General features: G+C 65.5%; 15 protein-coding genes. All 15 read right to left on the bottom strand.

Annotation, left to right across the window (positions count from 1 at the left end; all coding sequences use genetic code 11):
• Window positions 1-178 precede the first annotated feature (178 nt).
• Entirely contained in the window at window positions 179-2,587 is a 2,409-nt protein-coding gene (locus VNN55_00505; protein ID HWO56030.1) for an endonuclease MutS2, read from the bottom strand.
• Window positions 2,588-2,641: 54 nt separating this feature from the next.
• Window positions 2,642-2,896, bottom strand: a complete 255-nt coding sequence (locus VNN55_00500; GenBank protein ID HWO56029.1) for an ATP-binding protein — start codon at window positions 2,894-2,896, stop codon at window positions 2,642-2,644.
• Between the two features lie 30 nt (window positions 2,897-2,926).
• Complete coding sequence (locus VNN55_00495) at window positions 2,927-3,178, bottom strand: hypothetical protein (protein ID HWO56028.1); 252 nt, start codon at window positions 3,176-3,178, stop codon at window positions 2,927-2,929.
• Between the two features lie 13 nt (window positions 3,179-3,191).
• Window positions 3,192-4,127, bottom strand: coding sequence for a serine hydrolase (locus tag VNN55_00490; GenBank protein ID HWO56027.1), 936 nt, complete (start codon window positions 4,125-4,127; stop codon window positions 3,192-3,194).
• 192 nt (window positions 4,128-4,319) lie between these two features.
• Window positions 4,320-5,186, bottom strand: coding sequence for a DUF72 domain-containing protein (locus VNN55_00485; protein ID HWO56026.1), 867 nt, complete (start codon window positions 5,184-5,186; stop codon window positions 4,320-4,322).
• A gap of 88 nt (window positions 5,187-5,274) precedes the next feature.
• Window positions 5,275-5,865 carry a hypothetical protein gene (locus tag VNN55_00480; GenBank protein HWO56025.1) on the bottom strand — a complete coding sequence of 197 codons (591 nt, stop codon included), beginning with the start codon at window positions 5,863-5,865 and terminating at the stop codon, window positions 5,275-5,277.
• A 1-nt stretch (window position 5,866) separates the two neighbouring features.
• Window positions 5,867-6,667 carry a hypothetical protein gene (locus VNN55_00475; GenBank protein ID HWO56024.1) on the bottom strand — a complete coding sequence of 267 codons (801 nt, stop codon included), beginning with the start codon at window positions 6,665-6,667 and terminating at the stop codon, window positions 5,867-5,869.
• A gap of 1 nt (window position 6,668) precedes the next feature.
• A complete protein-coding gene (locus tag VNN55_00470; GenBank protein HWO56023.1) occupies window positions 6,669-7,298 on the bottom strand; it encodes a hypothetical protein in 630 nt (209 codons plus the stop codon).
• 7 nt (window positions 7,299-7,305) lie between these two features.
• Window positions 7,306-8,169 (bottom strand): DUF6754 domain-containing protein, encoded by an 864-nt coding sequence (locus tag VNN55_00465; GenBank protein ID HWO56022.1) that lies wholly within the window; start codon window positions 8,167-8,169, stop codon window positions 7,306-7,308.
• A 54-nt stretch (window positions 8,170-8,223) separates the two neighbouring features.
• Window positions 8,224-9,141, bottom strand: a complete 918-nt coding sequence (locus tag VNN55_00460; protein HWO56021.1) for a PorV/PorQ family protein — start codon at window positions 9,139-9,141, stop codon at window positions 8,224-8,226.
• Between the two features lie 24 nt (window positions 9,142-9,165).
• On the bottom strand, window positions 9,166-10,176 hold the full coding sequence (locus VNN55_00455) for a hypothetical protein (protein ID HWO56020.1): 1,011 nt from the start codon (window positions 10,174-10,176) through the stop codon (window positions 9,166-9,168).
• A gap of 14 nt (window positions 10,177-10,190) precedes the next feature.
• Entirely contained in the window at window positions 10,191-12,791 is a 2,601-nt protein-coding gene (locus VNN55_00450; GenBank protein HWO56019.1) for a FlgD immunoglobulin-like domain containing protein, read from the bottom strand.
• Between the two features lie 151 nt (window positions 12,792-12,942).
• Window positions 12,943-13,848, bottom strand: coding sequence for a hypothetical protein (locus VNN55_00445; GenBank protein ID HWO56018.1), 906 nt, complete (start codon window positions 13,846-13,848; stop codon window positions 12,943-12,945).
• Between the two features lie 16 nt (window positions 13,849-13,864).
• Window positions 13,865-14,851 (bottom strand): electron transfer flavoprotein subunit alpha/FixB family protein, encoded by a 987-nt coding sequence (locus VNN55_00440; GenBank protein ID HWO56017.1) that lies wholly within the window; start codon window positions 14,849-14,851, stop codon window positions 13,865-13,867.
• Between the two features lies 1 nt (window position 14,852).
• Window positions 14,853-15,052: nickel insertion protein (gene larC, locus VNN55_00435; protein ID HWO56016.1), on the bottom strand; the 200-nt coding region annotated here is incomplete at its 5' end.

Below are 15,052 nucleotides of genomic sequence, written 5' to 3'. Positions count from 1 at the left end.
ACCGGGGCGGCCCTGACCCTGGTCAGAGCCTGCAGCTGGTTGTGCGTGAGCGAATGGTACCGATCAATTTACTGGCACCGAGGAGCAGGCTCGGCGGGAGCCTCGCCCTCCACAAATGCCATCTCCCAGCAGGGGTGGCCCTGACCGAGGTCAGGGCCACGGCGATGTGCGCACACGATTACGATGATTTCAACCGCGCGATCGTCACCCCATCGGCGCCTTCGTTCCACTCGCCGAGGCGGCGCGATTCGACGCGCTTGTCCTTGGCGAGGAACTCGGTCACGGCGCGACGGAGGATGCCCTCCCCCTTGCCGTGCACAATGCGCACTTCCTGCCAGCCGGCGAGGATGGCGTCATCGAGGTAGCGATCAAGCAGGATCAGCGCATCCTCGGCGGTCTCGCCGCGCAGCGAAAGTTCGGGGCCGATCTCGGTGGTCGATTGCACACGGATGCGGATCACCGGTTTGGCGGGTTCGGACTCTGCGGCGCCCTTGACCCGGGTGACCGCCGAGCGGTCGAGCGCATAGAGGAAATCGCCGATGCGGACTTTGAGCTTGCCGCGGGCGGTGTCGAGGTCGATCACCTCGCCTTCCTTGCGGAAGGCCTCGATCCAGACCTTGTCGCCAACGGTCAGCGGGCCTTGGAGCTGCTCCGGCGCCGCTGGTGTCGGGGCGAGTTCGCGTCTGCGTTCGCGGATGTCCTCGAGGCGGGCGGTGATGGTGTGGTGCGATTGCTTCACCTTGTCCTTCTCCGCCTGAGTTTCGCGGATTTCACGCACCAGGTTCTCCATCTCGCGGCGGGTGCCCTCGACGATTCGTTCGGCTTCGGCCAGCGCCTCCTGCTTGCGCTCGCTGGCCGACTTCTCCAGCGTGGCCACACGGGCCTTGTACAGTTCCTCCAGCGAGGCGGCGGCGCGCTGCTTTTCCTCCAGGTCCTCCTGTTGGGCGCGCAGCGTCTCGAGACGCTCATCGAGCTCATTGAGCAGACTGGTGAGGTCGCGTTCCTGCGCATCGACCAGGGACATGGCGCGGTCAATGACCGTCGGCGACACCCCCAGCCGGCGGGCGATGTCGATGGCATAGGAGGCGCCGGGCAGCCCGACACGGAATTGGTAGGTCGGCGAGAGCGTCTTCACATCGAAGACCAGCGACGCGTTCTCGATGCGGGGATCGTGCTGGGAGAGCGTCTTGAGCGCCGAGTGGTGGGTGGTGACCACCAGCCGGGTGCCGCGTTCGGTCAATTCGCCGATGATCGCCTCGCCCAGCGCCGCGCCCTCCTTCGGGTCGGTGCCGGCGCCCAGCTCGTCGAGCAGGACGAGCGTGCGGTCGTTGGCGCGCGCCAGCGCGTCGTTGATGCGCATCAGGTGCGACGAGAACGTCGACAGCGAAGACTCGATCGATTGCTCGTCGCCGATGTCGGCGATCACATGGTCAAACAACCCGATGGCGGTGCCCTCGGCGACCGGCAACGGCCAGCCCGCCTGCGCCATGAGGGTCAGAAGCCCGACGGTCTTCAGCGCGACGGTCTTGCCGCCGGTGTTCGGTCCGGTGACGATGATCGCGGTGTGCTGATCGCCGATGGCAAGACTCATCGGCACCACCGGCGCGCGCTCGGACTTCGGCAGACGCGCCGCCTTAAGCACCAAAAGCGGGTGACGCGCCTGCCGCAGGGTAATCGACGCGGTGGCGACCCGTCCGGGCACAATCCCGTCGATGTGCAAGCCGAACCGGGCGAGCGCATGGACGGCGTCGAGCGCGCCGATCGAGTCGACATCATCGGCAAGCGGTTCGCGGTGGTCGCGGACCTGCTCGGTGAGGGCCAGGAGGATGCGGCGCACTTCGCGCGCCTCTTCCAGACCGAGCCGTTGCAGCCGGTTGTTCAGCTCCACCACCGCCATGGGTTCGACATAGAGCGTCGCGCCCGAGGAAGAGCGATCCTGGATAATGCCTTCGCCGGCGGCGGGATCGCCCTCGCGGACCGGAATGACAAACCGGTCATTGCGCAGGGTGATGAGGTCATCCATGCGCGACGGATCGGTCTTGCGCTGGGCGAGGATGCGTTCGAGGCGTCCGACCACCGCGTCGCGCGCGCCGCGTTTTTCCCGACGGATCTTGGCCAACTCGGGCGAGGCGGAGTCGGCAACCTCTCCTTCCGGGGTGATCGAACGGCTGATCGCCTGGCGCAGGGGGTAGATCGCCGAGAGCGATTCGAGATATTCCTCCACACGCGGCGCTGACTCGCGCGACGTCCTGGCGAAGGCCAGAAGCGCATCGACCCCTTGCAGGAATTCGCCGATCTGAAGAAGCTCGGGTGGATCGAGAAAGGCGCCGTCGAGGGCCGACTTTTCGAGATGGGGACGAATGTCGGGCAGTCGGTGCAGCGGGAATCCGCCGGTCGCCGCCAAAGTCATCATCTCGCGCAGTTCGGCAAAGCGGGCGTCGACCCAGTCGGGATCGGCGCTGGGTTGGCGGCGACGGATTCGTTCGCCGCCCATCGGCGTCAGACAGAAGCCGGCGGTGGATTCGACGATGCGGTCGAACTCGAGGACCGAAAGCGTATGGGCGTTGGCAACCGGAGTGTCGGGCATGGGGTGAATATAATGCCCCGGCGCGCGGGATGGAGATGTCGTGGGCCGATTCGTTTACGCGCTGATGTCGATCGGGGCGGGCGGCGGTTGAATCTGCGCGAGCGGGATATCGACCGTGACGGTGGTGCCCTGACCTTCAATGCTGTCAATGCGCAGGGTGCCGTTATGCGCCTCCACGATGCGGTAGCTCACGGGCAGCCCCAGTCCCATGCCAATGCGTCCTTCCTTCAGGTTGTCATTCGGATGGTCCGCCAACGAACAGGCATCGGGTGTCTTCCCGACGGCAATCCCAGGCACATCGGCCGACAACGGACGAAGTGAATCCGGCGGCCGGGCGGCCTACCGCTCGCGGTGCGGGTCGGTCAGTATCGAGGTGAGCCGTTCGACGCGCTGGGTAAGCGTCTCGATCATCTCGCGCAATTCGGCGATTTCGGCGCGCGACTCGCGCTGCTCGCGGGCCAGCGATTCGAGTTTCGGCGCGGTCTTTTCCGCCTGATCGGCCAATTCGCCCAGGAGTTCTTCAAACTCCAAGAGACTGGTGTCCAAGACTCCCAGCAGTTCCTCAATGCGCTGGTCGCCGCTTGCGCCCATGCAGGGAAGGTACTCAGTTTCGGGAGAGGGAGGAAGATACAACATCAAAGGCCCAGTGCAACGCGCTGGAAAGCGAGGCGAAGCGCTGGGTCGAGGTGCGGGCGCCGAGGACCACGGCGGTGACATCGTCCCCCTGCCCGGAGAGGGCGCGGGCGGCGATGCACCAGCCGGCGTCGTTGATATACCCGGTCTTGGCGCCGAGGAACTGCAAATCGGTCTGCAGGAGCCGGTTGGTGTTCGACAGCGCCACGTTGCGGCGGCGATTGAGTGGCCGGATGGTGTGGCCGGTCAGGGACGTGATGTGGCGGATCAGATGATTCTTCAGCGCCGCGTTGACCAGAATGGCGCAATCGTGCGCAGTGGAGCGGTTTTCGTTGGACAGGCCGGTCGGCTCGACGACATGGGTCGAGTCCATATCGAGTTCGCGCGCCTTGTCGTTCATGCGGGCGATGAACATCGCCTGGGTCATGCCGGCCGAACGCGACAGCGCCCGTGCCGCGCGGTTGTCGGAGGAGATCAGCGCGGCGTGGAGAAGGTCGCGGACGGTGTACTCTTCGCCGGGACGCAGACGCGAGCGGGATGACTCGTAGGCATCCTCGGGGGTGATCGTTGTGGTGGTGTTCAGGTCTACGCCGGATTCGAGGAAGACCAGCGCGGTCAGCAGCTTGGTGATCGAGGCGATCGGGCGCACCTGGTGGGCGTTCTTCTCGAGGATGATCTCCCCGGCCTTATTGTCGAGGATGAAGGCCGATGCGCAGCGCAGATTGGGCATCGACTTCAGTTCCGCAAACGAGGTCTTGGGCACCCAAGCCGCCGGCTGCAGGTCCTTCGGCCTGGGGGCCGGGGAATCGGGATGCAACGAGGGCGACAACTGCTGGGTGACGCCGACGACCAAAGCCGCCAACGCCCAGACCACGACACCAACCCTGATCAACAGCCGTTTGGACATAATGGACAACGTCAGACCGCCCCCCGTGGGCAGGTCCTCGTAACCTATACGCGATGGCCATACTCCGCAATAGTAATTATCGGCTCGATCGGCACTTTAGCTTAGGCATGATTACTTACTGGCACACAATATGTTACATCGTGAGCAAATCGGGCGGCGCGTGTTCCTTTTTTCAATTCTGACAGGATTGTTTCACGCGTCTTCCTCGCCCAGCAGTTCGAGAAACCGGTGGGCGTCACGGACGGCGCGGCCGAGGTGGCAGTTGTTGAAGAAGACGTAGATGCGGTCGGTCTGGGCGCGCAGGGAGTCGAGGCGTCCGACCCATTCGCGCAGTTGGTCGTCGCTGTATTGATAGTTGTATCGCTCCGCGCCACCCTCCCACCACTGCGCGGCGTTGCGTCCATGGAGACGGATGTACCCCACCGGGGTGGTGGCCGCGGCTTCGGGGGGCAGCAGATGCGGCAGGGGCGGTTCATCGACGTTGCAGTAGCCGATCTGCGACTGACGCAACGCTTCCTTCACTTCCGGGTGCAGCCAACTGTCGTGGCGAAATTCGACGAACAGCGGGATTCCCGCCAGCCGGTCATTCTGACGGCGCAGGTAGTCGAGGTTGGCGGGGGCAAAGCGGAAAGAGTAAGGGAACTGGGCCAGCAGCCCGCGCAGTTTCCCGGCTTCGCGCAGCGGCGCGACCGCTTCCAGCAGCGGCGGAATGTTGGCTGCGGCCTGGTCGCGCTGGTGGGTGAAGCTGCCGTGGGTCTTGACGAGGAACTCGAACGCCGGCGGGCTCTTGCGTTCCAAGTTGGCGAAGACCTTCGCGCTCGGGATGCCATAGTACGTGGAGTTGATCTCGACGGTGTCGAAATCGGCGGCGTAGTGGTCGAACATGCGGCCGCGCGCGATCCCGGCGGGATAGTAGGAGCCCACCCAGTCGGCGAAGGAGTAGCCGCTGGTGCCGACACGGACATTGGGATACCGACGGGCTACTCGTGCTCGGGCTTGCGCGATCGCGGAGGGCGCACGCTCTGAAACCGGACCTTCTTGCAGACCGGGCAGATCCATTTGCGGCGTCCGTGGAAGACCCGCTTTTGCTCGACCATGGCGCGGCGGCAGCGGGGGCAGATCATCGTCGTGGGTTCCGGACATCGGATCAGATCACGCCGAGCCAGTCGGACAACAGGAACTCGAGACGCCCGATCAGGAGCGCCATGCGTGACATGACCGTATACGCAAACGTGGCGCCGAAGAATATCATCATAAAGTACCGCCCGGCGACGGCCGCCCGCCCCCAGGCGCCGGTGTGACGGCGGGTGAAGACGAAATACATCAGCGTCACCAGCACCCCCAACAAAATGATCACGCCATCGACGGTGCCGCTGCCGGAGATGGTGGCGGCGGTCTGCTTGAGCACCCGTGCCTGCATCATCGCCGGGATGGCGGCGCCGGCGCCGGCGCCGATCAGGAGCGCGAGCGGAATCTGCGACCAGGGGGCCAGGCGGGGATGCACACGCAGGAACATCGCCGAGCCGAGAATGACCGGGATTAACGCCGCCCATTGGCCGTCTCCCAAGGGCGCGATCGCCTGCGGGATCAGAATCGATTTGACCGTCACCACCAGCGAGTAACCGATCGAGAGCCCCAGCAGGAGATGCTCGGCGAACTTGAAGATCGGATTGTCGCCGACCAGAATGGTGTAGATGGCTAGCGTCAACAGCGCGGTGATCGTGGTTTCCCACCACATCTCAGGCGGCCCTCCGTTTGCGGGAGCGCCATGCCTCGATGTTGCCCCAGAGCACGAGGAGGGCGATCAACACGTGCGCGGCCGACTGCGCCGCCATGCCACGCACACCCGCGGCGGGCGATTGCAGGAGTTGCTCGTATTCGGCGGCGCCCTTCAAGCCGGTGAGGATGCCGGCCAGTTGCCCGGATTCCTGATAGGGCGTAAACGAGGTCACCATGACCGCCGAGAGCGCCGCGACGACCTTCTCACCATAGCGATTGGCGGCGTATTCGATCCAATAGGTCGGCATCGACCCATCGGCGACCGAGACCACCAGATCGATGTCCTCGTAGTTGCGGACACGCGCGCCCAGCGGCAGACGGGACAGCGGCGCGCCGAGATAGTCGGTGGCGAAAACTTCACCGATGTCCTCCCCCATTCCGAGGATGGCGGCGGTGTACTGCGGACGGAAGCCGAGGTAGATCCAGTCGTCGCCGTACTCTCTCCCCTGCCGTATGGCGCGCCGGGAGAGCAGGTCGTAGCCGATGGCGTTCCCTTCGGAAAACAGCGCCAGCCCGACCACTTTGATGCCGCGGCGGAAGCAGTGATCGGCGATGGCCGCGCCGATCGGACCGATCTCGGGCAGACTGGAGGCCTCGTGATCGAAGGAGATCATCACCACCGCGTTCGAGTCGAGGGCGTCGATCATGGCGAAGACGGCGCGGGTGGAATCGGTGACCGTGATCGGCAGCCGCGGCCGCCAGATCATGACGGCGATCATCGCAACCGCCAGCAGCGCAAAGATGATCCGCCGCGCGCGCACCCTACCGTCCCCCCAGGTAGGTGCGCTCGACGCCGGCGATGACTTTCAGGGCGGTGGCGACCATTCCCAGTCCGATACCAATCAGGATGGCGCGTTTGGCGGCCAGCGCCGGCACATTGACAATCCACTCGGCCGCCGCGGGCAGTTGCGCGCTGATCTGCTCGCCCAACGGGACCCGTCCGATGAGCACGATCAACCCCGCGGCGATGAGCACCGCCGATTCCACCGAGCGGGCACGGAACCCACGAAAGGCCGCCGAGGTCACATAAAAGGCCAGAAGCGAGAAGACCGTGGCCTGCATCGGCGCCTGCAGGTGATTGAAGGCCCAAAGAAACGACGAGCCCTGATCGATGCCGCCGGAAAACCCCATCGACGCCATCGCCGCCACCGAGGCCAAAAGCACCAGCGAATACGGCCGTTCGGCGCGACGGCGTCGGAGACGCACGATGTGGTTTTTCACCACTGCGGCGATGCCGACCATCAAGGCGCAGGCGAAGATCACCTGCATCCAATTGAGAATCGCGCGGTAGGTCGCATCCATTCCCGGCGATGTGACGAAGTACTGCACGACCATGAAGACGCCGGCGGTGGCGGCGGTCAGAATGGTGAGGCGGTCGCGCAGCATGCTCATCGTCGCGTCATTTCGCCAGCCACGGACCGGCGTCATAGGCGGCAAGCCACAGAACCAACGCCCCGCAGAGCAGAAGGGCCAGCGCCAGATACTTCAGCCAATCCTGCGCCCAGAGCGCGCCGAGGGCGCGCGCATCGCCGGAGAGAACACCCGAGGCCGCGAATACCTCCTCGCCGATCAGCGTGTAGTCACAGGCGACCAGGAAAAACGACAGCTGGATGGTCGAATCGGTGCCGGCAATGGTGACCGCGCCGGAGCGATGCGCCGCCTCGGCGAGGATCAGCGCCTCGCCCTCGAAAGTGCCCAGCAGCAGGACCGCCCCGGGATGTTCGCGCGCGACGATCCCCTCGATCGCGGCGGCGTAGCCGAACTGGCTTTGTGTGACAAAGGTCGCGGCGGTCAGCGCCTTCCACTCCGGGCGACCCGCCAGCGAGGCCGCCTGCGTGATCGTGTCATCGGCCACCTGCGCGATCACCGGATCGTGGCTGGGGAAAAGCAGTCGGCAGTTGTACTGGGCGGATTGCCGCGCGACATGCGAGAGAATCTGCATCGAGGCCATGGTGGTGGGACGTCCCATATCGCCCCCCCAGCCGGTGATGTAGACCACCGGCGTGCCGGTCTCGGTGGCGCGTCCGATGGCATCGGGCAGAGCATCAAGCGGCGGCAGGGGACGCAGCGCCGGCGCGCCGCGCCGTTTCACCAGCCGGCCGGCGACGAAGGCCGCGGCGATGACCAGGACAATTGCGATGAGTTCGGGCAGACGTTGAGTCTGCACGGCCAGCGCCGGTATGACATCCCGCGGCCCGGCCATCGCCACCGCCGGGATGCCGCAAAGCGAGAGGGCTGTCAGAACGCGGAGCCGCCGGCGCATGCGGGTTATAAACCGCCATCCGTCGGAAGCGTCAACACCAAAGGCGGAGGGTGATTACGGACGCACCGTCAGGCCGAAACGGTGGGTACTGCCCAGATCGTCGGAGTACGGCGCGAAGGCGTAGTCGACACCGAAGCGTTGATCGGCGGTGCGGATGCCGGCGCCGGCGCTGAAGGTCTGGGTGTCATAGCCGAGACGCACGCCCGCGCGCAACGCCAGACGTGGATCGGGGGTGTACTCGCCGCCGAAGTGCCAATGCAGATTTTCGTCCTCGGCCGCCAGAAACTCGCCGCGCAGAGAGAGTTGCTCACGACTCCAGGCCCCGCCGACGTGGACCCGGTTGGGCATCTTGAACTCGCGCTCGATGAACTTGGCCTTGGGGCCGACGTTGGTGAAGGCGATGCCGAAGTGAAAGTTGCGATGGATTCGGTACCGCGCCCCCAGGCCGAGGATGGCATTTTGCGCGGTCTCCGACTCGATGTGCTCGAGCACATAGGCGGCCGACAGCCCGACCGAGAGCCGCTCATCGACCACACGCCCGATCGCGGCCTGGAAGATGCCGCTGGCCGCGTCGTAGTAACCGATCGGGTCCTGCGAGGGGCCGGTGCGTCGGGGGATATCGCCGGTGCCCAGGTAGGCCACCCGCGCGCCGAACGACCATTTCTGCCAGGGCACCGCGACCGCGAGGTATTCGCCGCGGGTGTCCTGGAAATAGACGTTATGGGCAAACGAGAGGACGGTCTTCGGAATGCCGACCAATCCGGCGGGATTGTACTCGGTGGCGAAGGGATCTTCGGCGTCGGCGACCATCGTTTCGGCCAGCGCCACCGCACGGGCGCCGCCGCCGATGGTCAGGAAGCGAAAGCCGATGGGGTCGGTCGCGTTCGACTGCGCCGCCGCGCTCCGGGCCGTCGCGACCAATGAAACGACCGCCATGACAAGACCGGCGGCACAGTGTGTAAGCGATCGCATCGTCGACATCCCGTTCCGCATTCGTTAGAAGCGCACGCCCAGCGAGAAGACATGCTCGGCGTCGATTTCATCGGGCTGCACCGCGAACGCGTAGTCGAGCACAAAACGGACACGGCTGGAAGCGCGCGGCTCCACTCCGCCGCCGAAGGTGAGACGGCCGTCATCGACGCCGGCGCGCACCGCGATCAGTTCACGGAAGCGGCCTTCGGCGCCGACGTGCACGGTCGCGCCTCGGTCGGCATCCACTTTCACATCGACTGCGCCGAGCGCGCGCCCATTGAACACAAGCGCCGCCACCCCGCCGCGCACCACCACCGGGAATCTCTCATCAAATGACGATCCCCCCGACTCCCCTTCCTCGATCCAGTAGTCGCTGGTGGTCCAGGGGTATTTCTGGTTGAGCCGCTGGACCGCCACGCCAAGCCGCAGTTCGTTGGGGACGGCATCGGCGGCCATGCCGCGCTTGAGCATGCGGTGGCGCAACTGTGCGCCGAGGTCGAAGCCGACCGTGTAGGCGCTGATGTTGGCGATGTTGTGCTGGACATAGCGCAGGTTCACGCCCAGGGAAACGGCGGTCGGGGCCGTGCGCTCGGTGAACCGGCGCGCAAAGGTGAAGGCGAAGGCGTTCGAATAATCGGAGATCTCATCGCCGATCTGGCCGTCGATGTCGCGGGCGAAGATGTCGCCGACACCGGCGTAGATCCACGAGAACCCCATCGCCGCTTCCTCGCGGCCGAAGGGGTGGATGTAGTTGATGTAACCGGCCTGACGGTCGAAGGACATCTTGCGCAGGGCCATTTCGACGGCGTCCTGGCGGGTCTGCGCGATTCCGGCCGGGTTCCACCAGGAGCCGCTGGGGCCTTCGGCGGTGGCGGTGAAGGCCGAGCCCATGGCGACGGCGCGCGCGCCGACGCTCCAATCCAGCATCGCGCCCGGCTGGCCGCCGTCTTCCTGGGCCGCCGCGCCCACCGGCCAGAGCGCCAGCGCCGCCGTCAACGCGGCGATCCAACGACGAGTGCCAAGGGTCTGAGTCATTGCGTCTGCGCCCCTCACGGAATCACCACCACTTTACCCCAGTGCGTCTGGCCGCCAGAGTATTCGATGACAAAGAAGTAGGTGCCCACGGCGACGACCTCTCCCTCGCCGTTGCGTCCATCCCAGATATCGAGCTCGTCGTATTGACGTCCCCCCTCGCGCAGCGCGCCATCGGTGACGGTCTTGACGAGATTGTTGGCGTAATCGTAAATCTTGATCGTGACCGGGCCGTCGGAAGGCGGCGTGTAGTGGAAGCGGATGCCGCCGGAGGAGATGTTGGGCGAGTACGGCACGGGGGTGGCATAGGCCCCTCCCTCGCCGCCTGCGGCCCCCGGCTGCACGGACTTGAAGCCACGGCGCACCGCCTTGGTCTGGCCGTTGCGGGTCAGGATCGCCATGCCGTTGGCGGTGCCGACCCAGATTTCATTGCCCACCAGTTCAACCGCGAAGACCTCTGTGGTCGAGTCGATGACCGCGCCGGTTTCGGGATCGGTGAAGGTGCTGATCGTGTCCCACGAGACGCCGTTATCGGGCGAGTAGAGCAATCCCTGCGAGGAGGCGGCCCAGACGATGGCGCCATCGAAGGCGAAGTTCCAGATCTGATGGCCGGTGAGCGGCACCGACCAGGTCCGTCCCGCATCGCGCGTCACCGAGAGGCCATCTTTCTCCTTCGATCCGGTAAAGATGTTGGCGAAACGCCCTTGGCCGGTGGCCTGGGTGGCCGCCCAGATGGTGCCGCGCCCGCCCGGCTGGAAGCCGATCGCGGTGATGAAATTGCCGGAGAGTTGCTCGAACCCGGCGATGGCGGTGTCATCATCGCGATAGCGGAAGAACTCAAGCAGATCGAAGTCGTTGGGATTGGAGTTGGAGAAGACCACGCCCCAGGTGATGCCCTTGTCCAGCGTGCGCGCCATCATCGAATCGGTGCCGACCCAGAGGGTCTTGAGAACATCGGCGCCGGTCAGGTCATCTTTGCCGATCTCGGCGGCCAGCGACAACGGCGTGGCGCCGATGCGCTTGTTGTTGACCATGTTCCTGTAGGAAGCGGTGAACATCAGACTGTCGAGGTTGCGGATATCGCCCTCGGCCAGCCCACTGTCGGTGGCCAACCAATAGCGGCAGCCCTCGAAGACGACATCGCGTACGCCAAGACGCCGCGATGAGACATTCCAAGTCTCGCCGCCATCGGCGCTGATCGCAAATCCCGGTGTGCCGAAGCCGTTGGAGCCGGGTTCACAGAGCGCCCAGATCACGGAGTCAAACGCGGTCGTGCACGGAGTCTGCTGGTATCCCATGCCGATCACCCGCTGTCCGATGGAGTCGGCTTCGACCCCGATGGGCATCGTGGCGCCGGGCAATGGCGATCCGGACACCGGCCAGGCGTAGACTCCGACTTCGGTGCCGATGAAAACGGTCTCCGGATCATCCGGCGGCGCGGGCAGAAGCGAATACGCATCTATACCGAGAGCGTTTTCCCACACAACGCCCGGCATGTCGGCGTAGATCGTTCCACCGTCCTCGCAGGCCACCCAGACACGTCCGGGTGTCAACGCGATGTCCCGCGGACGCCGCCTCGGGCCGGTGGCGTGGAAAGGCTGGGTGACCGTCCAGTCGCGGCCATTGTTGAAGCTGTAGGCAAGCCCCAATCCGGAATCGTTGTCGGGACTGGCCAGACCGACCCAGAAGGTGTCGCCTTTGGCGGCGGTTGAGATGACGTAATCGGACGGGAAGCCATCGTAGAGCGCGTTGTAGGTGCGCCAACTGCCGCCGCGGTCCGGCGTGCGTGACATGCCATCGTCGGTGGCGGCATACAGACGCGCCCCGTCGAGATAAAGGTCATGGAAGACCTTGCCGCGCGGCTTGAGCGTGTCGGTCAGAAAAATCATCTTGTTGATGCCGTAGGCGGTTCCCGCCCACAGCGCCAGCGAGTCGGGACGGGTCGAGTCGACCACCGCGGCGAAGTAACGATTGTTCAGATCGTTGAAGGTCTTGTTCTCGAAATCCGAGCGGGCGGTGCCATCGGCGAAGATGTTTTCCCAGGTCAGGCCATCATCGTCGCTGACCAGCAGTCCGCCGGCAAAGCAGGTGGCGAACAAACGGCCGCGCGCATAGGCCAGATCGTAGGCCAACTGAAACGGACCGGAGGCCTGATTGCTCGACGGGGTCCGTCGCTCCCACTCCTCACTCACCTCATTGAAGCGGTAAAGGCCATCCCCCCAGGTCACCACACGGCCATCGCGCACTTCGGTGTGGCTGGTCGCGGACCAGGCGCCGTTGGGAAAGATGCCCATCGCCGGTACTTGGAGGGACGGCAGACCATCGGTGGTGTCATAAGTCAGCCACTGATCCCCCGGCAGCGTCAGACGGCTCGGTCCCTTGGCGGTCGCGGCCCAGACATCGGGGGTGATGTGGATGATATCGACTACGTTGTTGGAGCCGGGCACGGTGTCGGTCGACACGGCCGGTTTGGACAAGGCGGCGTCCTCGGCCGGATCAATCTGCCAGGCGCGCGGCAGGTCGGCGGCAGAGGCAACGGCCGGTCCGAGCAAAGCCAGCGCGACGAACCAGGCAAGCGGCCGAAGCCAGCGGGTGCGTGTGTGTGAGATGCTCATCATGTCGTTTGGGTGGAAGTGAAACCCGAAGGCGTCGTGGCATCCGGGTCTGGCTGACAGACGCGCCCCCATGCGCATCGTAAGGGAGCGAATGTCGTCCCCAAGTTGGAGTTGGTCAAGGGGTTTTCTGGTCGCGGTCGAGGGTCGGCAACCGCTACGGCAGGCCGGCGAGTTGGGCCGCCACGCCCCAACGCAGGCCACGCGCGGAGACCGTCACGCGCCGTGCGTTCAGGCGGTTTAACACCGCGGCCCAGAGGTAAGTTCCAGCGACAATCACCCGGGCCCGCGCCGGATCATAGGGCAGAAGTTTTCGAAGACGCGCGATTGGCAGCCGCGCCAGCTCCGCGGCGGTGGCGCCGATCCAATCGGCGCTGAGGACGCGGCCATGAACCACTTCCGGATCGAAGCGTCGCAGCCCGGCCGCAAGGGCCGCCAGCGCGGTCAAGGTCCCTCCCACTCCAACGATGGCGCTTGTGTCACGAAAGACATCGGGATTCAGCGTCAGGAACGCGCGGTCGGCGCAGCCGAGGTAGTACCAATCGCGCGCGGCCGGGTTTTTCGGCGCGTGCGTAACCCATTGGTCGGTGGCGCGCGCCGCGCCGATCTTGAAGCTGCGAAAGACACCGGAGACGGGCTCGAGGATTTCCGTGGAGCCCCCGCCGAGATCGATGACTAGTCGCTGCGCGGTTGCGCCCCGCATCCCCGACAGCGCGCAGCGCGCCGAGAGCGCGGCTTCGCGCCGGGCGCTCAGCACCTGCACCGGAAACGACGTTGCCCGGCGCAGTTGTTCCACCACGGCGGCGCGGTTGCCGGCGGCGCGTATCGCGGCAGTCGCCGCCACCAGGCCGGCAGAAACTCCATGCTGGCGCGCCAGCGCGTCGTAGCGCGAGAGCACACGCCCCGCGCGACGCACCGCCTCGGTGGGGAGACGGCCGTGACGGTCGCTGGTGAGGTCCACGGTCCGACGTTCTTCACAGAGGGGATGCAATCGTCCCCGCCGCAACTCGGCAATCAACAGCAGCGCCGAGAACGTGCCCAGATCGATGGCGGCGACACGCATGCAGATGTCCGGCGCGCTACCCGCCGAGTTTTTCCTTGAACACGCGAGTGATCTCGGGGAGATAGGCAAAGACATCGCCGACGATGCCGTAGCTGGCGACTTTGAAGATCGGGGCGTCGGCATCCTTGTTGATGGCCACGATCACCCGCGACGATTGCATGCCGACCAGATGCTGAATCGCGCCGGAAATGCCGCAGGCGATGTAGAGTTTGGGATTGACGGTCTTGCCGGTCTGGCCGACCTGCTTGTCATAGGGGACCCAACCGGCATCGACGATGGCGCGCGAGGCGCCGGCGGCGGCGCCGAGAACCTGCGCCAATTCCTCGACCATCTTGTAGTTTTCCGGCGCGCGCAGGCCGCGTCCGCCGGAGACGATGATATCGGCTTCGGTCAATGGCACGCTGCCGGCGCCAATCGATTCGGCCGCGACCACACGCACCTGCGGCGCGCCGAGGCCGTCGGCGGGACGAGCCTCGACTGATCCTTTGGGCTCGCGCGCTTGGGACTCCTCGGACGTCTTCGGGCGCATCGTGACCAGCCAGGGTTTGGCTTCCGAGAAGACGTATTCCGTGAAGGCCTTGCCGCCATAGGTGGCCTTGGTCACATGCGGGAGCCCATCCTTCCACTCAATGCCGCCGGCATCGGCGACCAGACCGGCGCCGAGACGCGCGGCCAGTCGGGCGAAGAGGGCGCGTCCATAGACGGTCGCGCTGCCAATGACCAGATCGGGCTTGTCGGCGGAAATCCAGCGGGCGAGCAGATCGGCGTACTGGTCATCGACAAAGTGGGCCAGCGAAGGATCATCGGCCACCAACGCGCGATCCGCGCCGCGCGCAGTGAGCGCGGCGGCGTGGTCGCCGACGCCGTGCCCGAAGAGCACCGCGGTGACCGTCCCGCCCCCGGCATCGGCCAGACGACGCGCCACGGTGAGCAGTTCATAGGCGCCGGATGACACCGCGCCGTTACGTTGCTGGGCAAAAATCCAAATCGACAGACTGGCCATCTTATCCTCGCTTCCGGTTGCTCCCCGGGTTCTGATCGTAATACAGGCGGGTGACCCGATCAATGATTTCGACCAGCGGGAGCGCATGTTTTGACGCCGCGGCGCGGCAGTCGTCGTACTCGGGGATGGCGCGCGCGCCGTCGGCGGTTTCCGCGACCTTGACGCGGATCGGACCCCACGGCGTCGCGATCGTCTCGATGC

The sequence above is a fragment of the bacterium genome, from assembly GCA_035559435.1.
Classification (GTDB): Bacteria; Zixibacteria; MSB-5A5; order WJJR01; family WJJR01; genus JACQFV01.
Note: the sequence above shows the minus strand (reverse complement) of the source record. Positions and strands in the feature narration are given on the sequence as shown.